Source organism: Rhodopirellula sp. SH410 (assembly GCF_055811895.1).
Genome location: NZ_CM147949.1, coordinates 4,547,142 through 4,560,396, shown reverse-complemented (window position 1 = coordinate 4,560,396; position 13,255 = coordinate 4,547,142). Strand labels below are relative to the sequence as shown.

The 13,255-nt window shown below is 58.7% G+C and carries 8 protein-coding genes; 5 read left to right on the top strand and 3 right to left on the bottom strand.

Annotated features, from left to right (window positions below):
- Positions 1–179: 179 nt before the first annotated feature.
- Positions 180–1,982: an arylsulfatase gene (locus SH410x_RS16575; RefSeq protein ID WP_473669006.1), complete on the bottom strand. Its 1,803-nt coding sequence runs from the start codon at positions 1,980–1,982 to the stop codon at positions 180–182.
- 542 nt (positions 1,983–2,524) lie between these two features.
- Between SH410x_RS16575 and SH410x_RS16570 the strand changes: the two genes are divergently transcribed.
- Positions 2,525–3,904 carry a Gfo/Idh/MocA family oxidoreductase gene (locus tag SH410x_RS16570; RefSeq protein ID WP_473669004.1) on the top strand — a complete coding sequence of 460 codons (1,380 nt, stop codon included), beginning with the start codon at positions 2,525–2,527 and terminating at the stop codon, positions 3,902–3,904.
- A 46-nt stretch (positions 3,905–3,950) separates the two neighbouring features.
- On the opposite strand, the gene SH410x_RS16565 is transcribed toward SH410x_RS16570, so the two are convergent.
- Positions 3,951–4,904, bottom strand: a complete 954-nt coding sequence (locus SH410x_RS16565) for an NAD(P)-dependent alcohol dehydrogenase (RefSeq protein ID WP_473677330.1) — start codon at positions 4,902–4,904, stop codon at positions 3,951–3,953.
- Between the two features lie 263 nt (positions 4,905–5,167).
- Positions 5,168–7,309, bottom strand: coding sequence for a dockerin type I domain-containing protein (locus tag SH410x_RS16560; protein WP_473669002.1), 2,142 nt, complete (start codon positions 7,307–7,309; stop codon positions 5,168–5,170).
- Positions 7,310–7,718: 409 nt separating this feature from the next.
- On the opposite strand from SH410x_RS16560, the gene SH410x_RS16555 reads away from it, so the two are divergent.
- The 4 genes from SH410x_RS16555 to SH410x_RS16540 all read left to right on the top strand — a co-directional run bounded on the left by SH410x_RS16555 (position 7,719) and on the right by SH410x_RS16540 (position 13,222).
- Entirely contained in the window at positions 7,719–8,597 is an 879-nt protein-coding gene (locus SH410x_RS16555) for a pathogenesis-related transcriptional factor and ERF protein (RefSeq protein WP_473669000.1), read from the top strand.
- Between the two features lie 137 nt (positions 8,598–8,734).
- Complete coding sequence (locus tag SH410x_RS16550) at positions 8,735–10,930, top strand: protein kinase domain-containing protein (protein WP_473668998.1); 2,196 nt, start codon at positions 8,735–8,737, stop codon at positions 10,928–10,930.
- Between the two features lie 49 nt (positions 10,931–10,979).
- The gene (locus tag SH410x_RS16545) at positions 10,980–11,759 is read left to right on the top strand and encodes an RNA polymerase sigma factor (protein ID WP_473668996.1); all 780 of its coding nucleotides are present in this window, start codon (positions 10,980–10,982) and stop codon (positions 11,757–11,759) included.
- Positions 11,756–13,222: an anti-sigma factor family protein gene (locus SH410x_RS16540; protein ID WP_473668994.1), complete on the top strand. Its 1,467-nt coding sequence runs from the start codon at positions 11,756–11,758 to the stop codon at positions 13,220–13,222. Before SH410x_RS16545 ends, SH410x_RS16540 begins: the two co-directional genes overlap by 4 nt.
- Positions 13,223–13,255: the final 33 nt, after the last annotated feature.

Here is a 13,255-nt window from a genome sequence, read left to right as displayed (position 1 = left end):
AGTGGCGAGGCAGAGCCCATCCTGCCGTGGCAATCTCGTCGCGCGGTGGGCTGACGAACGAATGCTCGCCCCAGGACCGGTGACGACGTGGGGCGTTCCAAACGCTCACAGGAGTAACAACCGCATCAAGTGAGCATTTCTCATCAAGGTCTCTCGCCCCACCCCGATGCCGGCGCGACTCAGGGCAACAGCGTCAGCGTGACACGTCGCACGTCCATGACGGATGCGCCGGGAATGTCAGTCGCTCGCAAAGTCAACGGTCCGAGGCCGGCGGGGAGATCGATCTCGCCGAGTACCATCGAACGAAACTCCTTCATCTGACTTTCCGCAGGGGGACGTTCCAGCGTGTCCTGATTCGTATTCAGGGGCGGATCCCACCCAGGCGTGACCTGACCAGATAGCCGAGCGTCATGGAAGCTCAATTCAATCGTGGAACCCACGTCAGGCAACTTGCAGGTATAGTCAATCGTGACCTCGTAGCGTCCCGCAGTGTGGACATCGACCAGCCACATCATGGAGTCCTCGAGGCTGGTCCAATCGACGAAGTAGGAGCAGTTAGGTGCTCTGCTGCTGCGGGCCACTCCACCGCTGGGTTCGCCGTCGCGGGCCGGCAACATCGTGATCGGAAAATCACGATAGCCAACGGGAATGGGACGCGGGTCCACGGCGTTGGGCTTGTTCTTGATTGGTTCGATGTTTGCCAACGCGTTCGATGGGGGGAACATTTCTTGACGCCATGACTTCACCGCTTGCACAAGCTCCGCGGTGAGTGCAGGCTCCTTCTCGTTCACAGGAGTGGTTTGTCCGGGATCGGCGCTCATGTCAAACAGCTTGCCCTGGTGGTCGAGACGGTGGGTTTGCGTCCGTACGCTGACTTTGCCGCCCCAGGTCGAGAAGTGCTGATGCTCAGGCCAGTCCGTTTTCTGCTTCATCAGCAGGGGTGTCAGGTTACGTCCATCGAGTGGTTTCTCACCGACACGGGTCACGCCGGCCAGTGCCGTCAGGGTCGGCATCAAATCAATCGCGCCACTAATCTGCGTGACGGTGTGTTCGCCGGGCAATTTCCCCGGCCAACGGATGTAGCACACCGAACGCACACCGCCTTCATCGGTGCTGCCCTTGCGGCCCTTCATGCCGCCCGTCCAGCGGTACCCATTGGGACCGTTGTCTGAAAAGTAAACGACAATCGTGTTGTCCTCGATACCGTACTCGGCGAGCCTGTCGAGCACTCGCCCGACATTCCAATCTTGATTCTCGACCATCGCCAGCGCACAGCGAGTTTGATCGGCGACCTCGGCCTTGGGATCCGTTGCGGTCTGCTCGATGGTTAGATTTTGGAAACGTTTCCAGTCCTTCTCCGGAGCCGCCCAAGGCGAGTGCGGGGTGCTAAACGGGACATAGCAAAGGAACGGCCGGTCTTGGTTGCGGTCAATGAAGTCGAGGGCGCGGTCTGTGCAAACATCGACGATGTATCCCTGAGTGCGAATCATCCGCCCGTTGGATTCGAGAGGTGCATCGAAATACTCGCCCCAATGACCCGACGTGTGCCCAAAGTACTCTTCAAAACCTCGTGCCATGGGATGGTAGGGCCATTGGCTGCCGTTGTGCCATTTTCCAAATGCTCCCGTCGCATAGCCCGCCGCACGGAACGCGTCGGCAATGGTGCGCTCGTCGAGATCCAGTCGTTCCTGACCCGTCGAAACACCACGCACGCCACCTCGCGGGTAATAACGTCCGGTCAAGAATTCAGCGCGGGTGGGCGCACAGACGGGGCACACATAGAAGCGATCGAGCGAAACACCTCCCTGCGCGATCGAGTCAATATTGGGCGTCGAAATTTGGTGGTTTCCCGATTGGCTGTAGTCTCCCCAGCCCGCGTCATCGGCTAAGAAGATGACCAGGTTTGGCTGCTCGGAGTACCCTGGGCGGGACAAACTCAGGCAACCAAGCAACAGTAAGACGACGCTAGACATTCGTTTCATCGAGGGCGTTCCGTTCAACGGTGCGGGGGCGTCAACATGACTCGACGTCGCGACGTCAACATGATGGCGGGCCGGTTTCATCTCGTTTACTCAGGGCGGCCATACCGAATTACTTGGTGACCCGGGGCTTGATGATGCGGCAAGTCCACCCAGTATCGATCGTGGGCTGCCGTGAGTCAATCGCGTGCACTGGATGCTTCGAAGCACCGCGTGAAGAAAGCGGACGTCGCTACGCTCGCCAGAGCGTGGGGGCCCACTGTCTGGCGAAGATGGCTACGGGAGAATTCGTCACTTGTGGTTCACGCGATGCCAAGCACCTGTGCGGAAGCGTTTGTATGTCGGGGGTCTCCCCCAGAACGTAGACGCATTTGCTTCGACAGGCGAGTCATTTCGAGAGGCGATCGAATTCCTGACTCCGGCGCTTCGCATTGATCGTTTCGAGCTTGTATGATATTTGTCGAGACGTTCATCTCCGGCCCATGCCATTGGGCTATGATCTCATTTTTCAACCATCGAACCATCTCCATCCATCGGATCAATTCATGAAAGAACCTTCTTCACCCGCGACGAGTCATCACAGCCCATCTCTCTCTCGCCGGCAATTGCTCAAGTGCACCACTGCGGCAGCGGTCGGAGTGATGGGGTGTCCCGCGTTTGTGCGGGGGGCTTCCCTGAATTCAAAGCTGGAGGTCGCTTGCATCGGTGTCGGTGGGATGGGAGCGCACACGATGAACAGTGTCGCGTCTCATCCGAAGGTTCAGCTTACCGCGTTGTGCGATGTCGACTCCAATTACCTTGGCGCTGCCGCGAAGAAATATCCAGAGGCTTCGCAGCATCGTGATTGGCGAGAAATGTTGGCCGAACAGGGCGACAAATTTGATGCCATCACGATCGGTACCCCCGACCACATGCACGCCGCACCTGCGGTCACGGCCATGCGAGCCAAAAAGCATGTGTACCTGCAAAAACCCATGGCGACGACGCTGCACGAATGCCGTGTTATCACCAACGAAGCAGCCAAGGCGGGCGTCGTCACGCAGCTCGGCAACCAAGGCCGCTCAAGCATTGAAAGTCGGCACACCGTCGATCTTATTCGTAGTGGTGCGATCGGTAAGATCAAGGAAGTGATTCTATGGGAGAACAAGAAACTCGGTTGGTGGCCGAAGAACACTGATATTAGCGGTGCAGGGGACCCCATTCCCGGTACCCTGGATTGGGATCTGTGGCTGGGCGTGCAAACGCCTCGTCCGTACTTCGCCAACACGTACCATCCCCAAACGTGGCGGGCCTGGTACGGCTTCGGCGTCGGCGAGATGGGAGACATGGGATGTCACCATTTTGACATCAGTTTCGACGCGTTGAAATTGACCGCGCCGCTGCGCGTGCGACAATTGTCCCCGATCACCACCGGGCCGCTGTGGGGCAAACGAAGAAAGGTGGAACTCGTCTTCCCAGGCACCGACATGACCGCTGGGGATTCCGTCAAGCTGACATGGCATGACGGCGACCTGCGACCCGACGCAAGCCAGATCCCATTGCCCGCAGGAGTCGACACGCTGCCAGAATCGGGCACCTGCTGGATCGGCGAAACGGGGGCCATCTATAAAAACTATCGCCGGGGGATGCCTGTCGTGATGACCGATTCCAAATCCTTCTCCGACACGAATGGGAGTTCGTTGGCCAAACAGGATCACTACCATGATTGGGTCGACGCCATTGTTGAGGGACGCAAAGCGTGCGGCGAATTTGACCACGGTGGACCACTTACCGAATCCATCTTGGTCGGTGCGATGGCCGATCGGGTCAGTACGGATTGGCTGGACTGGGACCGCGAAAGCCTGACGTTTCCCAATAGCCCCGAGGCGACTTCGCTCGTCTCGCGAACCTATCGAGAAGGATGGCACGTCCCCGGACTGGGCTAACGCCGGGGCTCTCGAAGCCGTCTGGCGACAACGTCCGTGGCTCAGCTCAGCTCGCTGCGACTGGGTCACGGAAGATCACAATTTTGCCTCGATCCACACCCGCCTCAATTCTGCGGTGGGCGTCGGCAAGCTTGCTCAGGGGGAAGCGGCTATCGATGGTGATTTGCAGTTGGCCCGCCTCGTGCAACCGAATCAATTCACGCAAGTCGTTCGCGTGCGGGCGGGCTAGCATGACCGTGCCGGATTTGGATAGCGGCCACGTCAGGGCCGTCATCAACATCCCTTTGACGTCGGGCTCGGTCGAGACGTATCGACCGCCGGGGTTCATCACATCACGAGCGTCACAGTACCCAGACTTGCCGGCGGCATCAAACACGATGTCCCAGCGTTCGCTCGAGGCGGTAAAGTCAACCTGTTGATAATCATAGAAATGGTCGGCCCCGAGGGACATGCAGAACTCTCTGTTCTCACCGCTCGCGACGGCATCAACGTGGCAGCCTGCTGCCTTGGCGATCTGCACCGCGAACATCCCCACGCCACCGCTGGCGCCGTTGATGAGCACCCGATGGTGCGGTTGCATTTTGCCGTGGTCGCGGAGTGATTGCAGGGCGGTGCTGCCGGCCAGCGGCATCGTGGCAGCGTCTTCGAACGACAGATCGTCGGGTAGCTTGGCTGCCGCGTCGACGGCGCAAACGCTGAACTCCGCACTCGCGCCGCCACGGGCCGCATCGAGAAACGCCATCACTCGATCACCGATTTTGAATGGCACGTCGTCGGCACAATCGGCCACCACCCCCGCCACGTCAAAGCCTGGCACGCGGGGAAAACCGCCCGGCAGGAGCCCTTTCATTTCGCCGCTGCGCAGCCGATAGTCAACCGGATTGATACTCGAAGCATGCATTTCGATCAGTATTTGCCCCGGTAGTCGCTCCGGGGTGGGGATTTCAGCGGCGTGTAATACACTCGCGTCACCATAGTCGTCGTATACCATTGCCTGCATGACAGCATCCTCGTATGTGAGAGTTTTCAAAAGTTGTCGGTGAGTTCGGTCGCGAATGAGCGTGTACCGCACCGAACGGTGCGTACTGCGATTTGTATGCCAATCGATGTCGTCGGCGCTCTGAGCATCGGGGCGTCCGGGCATTGTCGCTCGACGTCCAATGGTTGTCCGGCACATGGATTACCCTCGAGATAGCACGCGGACGGACGAGAAAGTGCGCGGCATCGCCCACGCGGTCTCACGATGAGCGGTCCTGCACCGGATTAACCTTTTTCGATCGCTGAGGTCGCCAGATCCGGTTGACGACCCGCCTGCAAGGAATCCTGATCGATAGAGGTCGGCTCGAAATCTTCGCTTTCGGCGAATAGACGGTCGATGGCTACGGTACGCGGCGACGGCGTGGCGTCCGCTGCGAACGCGTTGGGGTCGAGCGGCGCAGTATGCTGGTTGAGGGGTGGTTCCAGGGCGTGCACCGGAGTGTCCGTGACATATGGGGCATGACGACTCATCGCGGTAGCGGATGACACGGGGATCGGTGCGATCATCACTGCGTTGGCGGACGCGAGCGGTTCGCCACCGGGCGTGTGGACATTGAGATAGTTGATCACCTGCAGAGCATCGACAGCCGTGATCAGTCCACTGCCATTGACGTCGTAGAATCCATCGCCGCTGACCGTTGGGGCATCCACGGACGAATTCCCATTGGCTTGATTGAGCTGGTTGATAATCTGCAATGCATCGACTTCGGTAACGCTGTAGTTGCCATTGACGTCCGCGGGAAACAGCACATTGTGACGCGGCGGCACGGCCGCAAGTCCTCCCGGGAACGCGACTGCGAATGTCTGCGTGCTCGTTCGCGGATAAAACACGAGTGCGTACGATTCACCCTTGGTTAGGGCGGCCGAGCTCAATCCGGTCGCATCGTACTGACCAACGATATTCTGATCGCGGTCGTACAAGAGTACCCCCGCGTCGATGTGGTCGACGTTCTGCGCCCTCACGCTCAGATTTTGTGATTGGCTGGCGCGAAAGACGATACCGTGCGGTTGGCTGTCGCCGGGAATCGTGAGCGAACTGGTCGTGGTCGTTGGATCGTCACGTCGTACCGTCGCCAAGTCAAAACCATCGTCGTCGAAAACGGTCAGTTGGACGTCGGTCGTGCTGCCGAGTTGGGCGTCGGCACTGTCGAGCAGAGCGACCGTCATCCATTCCGCAGCTTCGTAGACGTTGTCGTCGATGACATGGACCGAGATTGTCGCCGTCCGCTGATTGGCGGCAAATGCAAATTGATTCGCCGAGAGCGTCACGTCGGTACCGAGTTTTCCGGTACCGCGAATTGAGAAGGGGACGCTGATGGGCACCGCAGACGCCGACGAGAGCGTCGCGGTCAGTTCGAAGGCACCCGCATCTTCGGGCAGTGCTTTTGCTGAGGTTGAGATCGTCACGGTGCGGCGTGAATCGCCGACGACTTGCCAGCCGATATCGTCGAGGACGGCGAAATCGACTGCCGCGAAAAGTCCATTGTTTTGGATGTTCGAGGTCATGATCGTCGCTTGCTCGCCCGTGACGGACTGGCCAACGTGTCCACCGTTGAGTGGCAGGTGTCCGGCACCGACATAGGCGATATCGGTTTTCGGGCCGATGAATGTTCCTGTTTGAGCCTTGGTGGTAAACGAATTCGAGATCCCGAATCCGAGCACGTGGGCCAGTTCGTGTTGAGCAAAGGTCAAAAAACGGTACTGGCCGGACTGCAGCGGTCCGTCCTCGAAATTCCAGTCTTCGATGGTATCGCTGCGGTTGTCGAAACTCAGCGACGCGACAAAGGGAGCGAAGTCGACGGCGCCCGCCCCCTGCGTCACGCCTTCACCGCGTGTGGTGAGCGCCGTGCCAAATGCGGTGCACTGGGCCTGAGTCGTTGCGGGGCACGAGTAATTGAAGGGCACATTAACCCCGTCTGCGTAGGAGCGGACTATTCCGCCTGGGAAATCCAGGCTCTGCAGGGAACGGCTGCCGGCAAAGACCACGATTTCGTTCGCGGCGGCAGAAAAACCAGGCGGTAATGCTGTGTTCGCCCCGGTGCTGGGGTTCGTGTAGTGGGCTTCCCAGCGGATCGATGAGTTGGATGCCGGGATCGCATCGAGGGTATCGGTCAGCCGATCGGTTAGCAGCCGGCCGGCTAACTCCAGCACGGCTCGCCGCTCGGGATGATCCCTGAAGAAACCTGTATCGTTCGAGTAGTCGAATCGAAAATGGACGGTGCTGGTGGATTCCCCAGCGGGAATCGAGTTACCACTGGCCAGCAAGCGACGCGATTCGAGAGCTTCGAACCGGACGGCGCGAGCACCGCGCGCGACGTTTTTGCTGGGCCGTTTCGCACGACTTCGGGAACGAAAAAACGAAATCATGATGCGGCATCCTCCGCAGAAGTCAAAAAATGCGATTGGCGTTGGGCGAACCGTCGAGGGTGGAATTGTAGCAAAAATCAGGGGTGCCGCGTTTAAAAAGCGAGTAAGATCAGGCAATCGGCAAACGTTCGTTCATGTATCGATCACGCTTGCCAGAGGACGATCTCGCTCGGTCCAGAGGACGATCACGCTCGGTCCAGAAGGCGATCACGCTCGGTCCAGAAGGCGATCACGCTCGGGATCCGTCTTCAACGAGACCAGGGTCGATCCTGTGGCTCAGGTTCAACGCCTTGTAGTCCGAGGGGCCAGAGATTTTAATGATTGCTGATATTTCGCTTGTTTTTGACGACCCCAGCGCGTCGGTATCGCCGGGCGACTGATACTTTGCACCCATTTGGAACCTAATCGCATGCCTACTAAAACTGTTGCCAAAGGTATCACTCGATTCGACCTGGAAAATCGGCGTGGATACATGGTGCGAATTGCTCGTAGCGGCAATCGCATCCACCAATACTTCTCCGATTCGAAGTACGGTGGCAAGCGGAAGGCATTGGCGGCCGCCAAGACGGCGTACGAGGAGCTGCTCGAGGAATTGGGGCCAGCGGAAAACTCGACTCGTGATAAGTTGACCTCACGCAACACGACGGGCATCGTGGGCGTGCACGTTGCCTATTCCCAAGACAACCGTTATCCCGGTTGCGAATACTACGCGTACTGTGCCTCTTGGGTAACCGAGGATGGTAAGCGAGAAAAGGCTAGCTTTGCGTGGAATAAATACGGCCAGGACCAGGCTCTGGAACTGGCGATTTTAGCCCGCCAGCATCAGATTACCGATCGCGATCAGGTCGTGGCGATGTACGAGAGCTCCCCCGCTGGCAAGCGAACCAAACGCGCCGCCAAAGCGTCCAAGAAGTCTGCGCAGACGCCCCAACGAAGTGCGCGAAAATCGCCGGCGAGACAGAACGCAAAGTCAACGGCGAAAAAGTCGGTGAAGAAAGCCGCTAAGAAGTCCGCTCGCAAGGCAGCCAAGAAATCGGTGAAACGAGCGGCTAAGAAATCGGTCAAGAAGAAAGCGGTGACGAAAAAGGCCGTGAAGAAGAAAGCGGTCAAGAAAGCGGCTGTTAAGAAGAAGGCTGTCAAGAAGAAGGCGGCGAAGAAGGTTGTCGTGAAGAAACCGGCAAAGAAGAAGGTGGCTAAGCAGAAGGTGGCTAAGCAGGTAACCAAAAAGACGACCAAGAAAGCAGCGAAGAAGAAAGTCGTGAAAAAGAAGAGTGCAAAGCGTCGTTGAGCAAGGGTTTGCAGTCCGACGCCAGCGGGGCTGTCGGTTGATTCAGCCGAGCGGCGTAAGCGGTCGGGCTGTGGCGGGTGCCGCGGGATGCCTTTCGGCACGCGGCTCTCCAAGAGTTTGACACTTTAGAGGAATGAATGAGTTCCATGGCGACGCTGCTCGACACGATATCCGACGATGATTCCTTGGCGCAACGGTTGGCCGAAATGCCAGCGGATTCGAAGACGTTGACTTTGTCGTTCGCCAACCACGGATTTAATTTGCAGCATCCTGACTGGTCCGTCGATGCATCCGTCGACCACCAGTTGCAGGACACCATTGACACGCCCGCGGATGGCCCGGATCTGCGTCGTGACGAAGGTTTTGTCCCCTGTCGCAAAGTGGTCACGTGGGGCAAGCCGTCGTCTGAGGCGGCGCCGGACGTTTGTTCGGTGGCGGACACTGCCGATGCTGAGTATCGCCTGATCGGCAAACTCGGCAGCGGTGGCACGGGGGTCGTTTACCAAGCTCATCAACGTGCGATCGATCGCGAAGTCGCCGTCAAGGTGTTGAGACGCGAGCTCGCCGGTGACCGGCAATCGCGACAACGCTTCCTCGCCGAGGCCCGGGTGATCGGTTCGCTCGACCACCCCAATGTGATCGCGCTGCATGATTTGTGCATCGACGGTGACGGGCATCTGTTCTATGCGATGAAACGTATTGACGGGACGAGCTGGGACCAACAGATCGACCAATTCAGTGTGGAGGAGAACCTGACGGTCCTGTTGCGGGTCGCCGATGCCATTCGATACGCTCATTCACGCGGCCTGGTGCATCGAGACATCAAGCCAGAGAACGTGATGCTCGGTCGCTTCGGCGAGGCCTTGGTTGCCGATTGGGGGTTGGCGCTCCAGCTCGGCAGTACCGTCCGCGGGGCAGTCGCCAGCGCGGTTCCGGATAGCAATAGTGCGATTGGCGGCACGCCCGCCTACATGGCCCCCGAGCAGGCAATGGGCAGGCTCGACTCGATTACCTCAGCAACGGACGTGTACCTACTCGGGGCGATCCTGTACCAAATTCTGACGGGATGCCCGCCGCATCATGGCAAAAACCTGCTGCAGTGCATCAAAGCGGCGGCGCGTAACGAGATCCAGCCGACCGAGGTGGTTGGCGAGTTGATGGACACAGCATTGCGAGCCATGGCGACCGATGTCGCCAAGCGGTTCCCCAGCGTCGAGGGCTTCGTGCAGTCGATCAAGGACCACCGTATCCACGAGGAGAGCGAGCGGTTGGTTCGCCGAGCAAAGCGGCGGGTATGGCCTGATGACGCGGCACTGGCGAAACGTGGCGATGCGCCAGAGGAGACCTACGAGCGATTCCGAATCGGTCAAGCGTTGTTGCATGAGGCGATCGAATTATGGCCCGAAAATGCGCGAGCGACGCGGACACTCGGCCAGGTCCAACTTGAGTTTGCTCGATTTGCCGCCGGCCAAGGCGACCTCGACTTATCGTTGAGGTTGTATGACGCGGCGGGACAGGGCGACTGCGAGGCCGCTGTTCGAGTTCGCCGCGATCGGGATCAGCGGGACAAGATGCAGGAAAGTCAGGCAAAGTACTCTGCGTTGTTCACGCAATCGCCCGAAGCTGGGTTGCTGATTCGTTGGTCAGACGGCATTGTGCTGGAAGCCAACCCAGCTTGCCTAGCCTTGCTGGGCTATGGACTGGGCGATCTGGTGGGGCAATCCATCGCTGAGCTGGAGATTTGGGCCTCCGCCGAGCGGCGAGAACGGTTCATCGAGACGCTCACTCGTGAAGGTCGCATCGAGAACTTCGAAACTCAGTTTTTGCGGAAAACCGAGTCGATCGATGGTGAAATTGACGTGTTAATCAGTGCCCGGACGGTGACGGTCAATGGTACCGAGATGTTGATGTCCACGATCCGGGATATCTCTGAGCGACGTGATGCCGAGCGTAACTTAGAGCAAAGTCGGCGACGCCTGCGAGACCTGCAGCGGCTGGCGGGGTTAGGTGCTTGGTCCTTTGATCCGAACACACAATCCGTGCACTGGTCCGAGGAGACTTTCCGCGTGGTGGGACGTGATCCCGGCAAAGCGGAACCGAATTACGAAGAATTTTTGGCTGAAGTCCACCCCGAGGATCGAACCCGGTTTCGTCAAGTGCTCAAACAATCTCTGAAAACCGGCACCGCGTTTCAAATCCAATTTCGTCGCCGCGACGACGATGGGCACTACCGTAGCCTGCTGACACGCGGTCGCCCTGTGCTCGACGAGAATAACCATACGATCGAAGTTTACGGCATTCTGATGCCGGGGAAGATAGCTACCAGCTTCTAGCGATTCGCTGCTGGCTTCCTGAACCCTGCCTTACTTTTTCTGAACTCTATTGCCTGCTTCCGATTCTACTGTACTTCGTTACACGCAAACCGATCCTGATGTTCGGTTGATGCTGCGGGTGCGCGACGATGACGCGGGGGCATTCGAAGAATTGGTGCGCCGTTATCAACCGCGTTTAGTTCGCTTGATGCAAACCTTGGCGCCCCACACGGACCTCGCGGAGGACCTTGCTCAAGAAACATTTTTGCGGGTTTATCGGGCCCGCCAACGATATGAGCCCGGGGCGAAATTTTCGACTTGGTTGTTTACGATCGCGGGCAACGTTGCCCGCAATGCGAAACGCACGGCCTCGCGGCGGCACGAGATCAGCGAGATGGACGCACCGCGGTTCCTCGGGGGGGCCGATGAGAGTGGTCCGCTACTGGCCACGACGGCGCTCGATGCGAGCGGGTTGATGCCCGTGCGACTGGTCGAAGGTGATGAACGCGCACGATTGGTTCGCGCCGCAGTCGCGTCACTGAGTGAACGCCAGCGGATGGCGCTGATTCTGTCGCGTTTTGAAAACATGAACTACGTCGAAATCGCCGAGACCATGGGACTGACCACCAAGGCGGTGAAATCGCTACTCAGTCGAGCGCGTGTCGGTCTCAAAGAGACGCTCGATTCCTATATGCAAAGCGGCGTGCTGGACGACGAACTCCATATCTCCCAGTCGCTGCCGTCGACATCGGGAATGCTCAAGCAGTTTCAGGAGCCACATCGCTCAGAGCGATCAAAACCTGATCCGAAAGACAAATCGACGGGTGATCCGTCGGGCGGTGACTCATGACAGATCCCAAGATGATCGATGCCGATGACGAATTGCTGGTCGCATACCTCGATGGGGAAGTATCCCGAGAGGAACGCGATCGGATCGAAAACCGGTTAGTTGCCGACGACTCACTGCGTGTGCGTTTGCGGAATCTCCAACGCAGTTGGGACTTGCTCGATTGGCTGCCAAGCCCCGTGGTCAATGAGCATTCGGTGGAAACGACGCTGCAACTCGTCGTCGCCGATCTGACCCAAAACGGCGCCAGCAGCACCGGCAAGGATTTTGCCGCGCTGGCCCCCCTGCATCCCCAGGAGACGCGGAAATCGGCCAGTAGCTATTGGAGCCGAGCATTGCTTTTGTTGGGCGTGCCGCTGCTCGCAGCGGCGATCATGTTCGCAATGGTGCGCTGGCAACAGCAGCGTGAGCTTCGCCGCCAGGTCGCCGATTTCCCGATCGCGCTGGACATGGACGCATACCGACTCAGTGAGAAGCCCGGTTTGGTCGACGATCTCATGGCGGCGCCGCGTTGGAGTTCCGTCGTGGGCGGATCCATCACCCCAGGCGTGGATGCCGTGATCGATCGACAGTCAGCGCAATCCATCTACAGCGGTCCAGACGGCGAGGATTTGGAGCCATCGCCGACGCAGTTCGCAGACCGGTTGCGGGAGGTGCCTGCCGAGCAACGGATGATCGCATTGGCGAGATGGGACCGCTTTGATCGATTGGACGAGCCATCGAAGGAGCGACTCCGCGAATTGGCCGCGCGACTGCAGGCCAACGAGGATGCCGCCAAACGGCTCGACACGCTGCGGCGATACGTCCGCATGCGTGAACAGCTCAGTGATCAACTGGTCGCTCAAATCGAAACCGGTTCGGGAGAGGAACGCTTTCCCGCAATTGATGCGGCCATCGGAGAGATGATCACATCCATCGGCCGCATCACCCGACGCAATCTCAGTGAAGACGCGATCGAGCGGATTGATTTCACGGTCATCCAGCTCGTCAAATCGCGGTTGCGCGACGATGAGGCAGGTGGAGGTGAACCCTCGTCCTCCCAAAAGTTGCTGGAGTGGTTTGAGAAACAGGCCCGGCGCGGCGACGACCCTCAAATCGCCTATCGAGCTTTCGCCTTGGCAACGCTCGTTCGAGATCCCAATTGGCACAGTCGAGACGGGCGCTCCTCACGCGATGAATCGCCCCAACAGAGAATTCCGCCGCTGAGCCACCAGGAACTTGATACGATTCGATCGATGTTGCCCACGAAAGATTTGGATACGCTGCAGCAATATGTGTCCGATCCGTGGATGCAAAGCATGATCCTCCGGGACTGGGCCCACGAAGCGGTGCGGCGCAAGGTCCGTGGTGAATCCAAACCACTGTCGTTGGCCGAGCAGTACGAATCGATGCCGCCCGAGCAGCGGGAACGTCTGGATTTGGCATCCCCCGAAGATGCAAGAAAAATCTTGACCGACGGCATGTAGGCACCCACATCCCGCGCTGGACGTGGCGACACG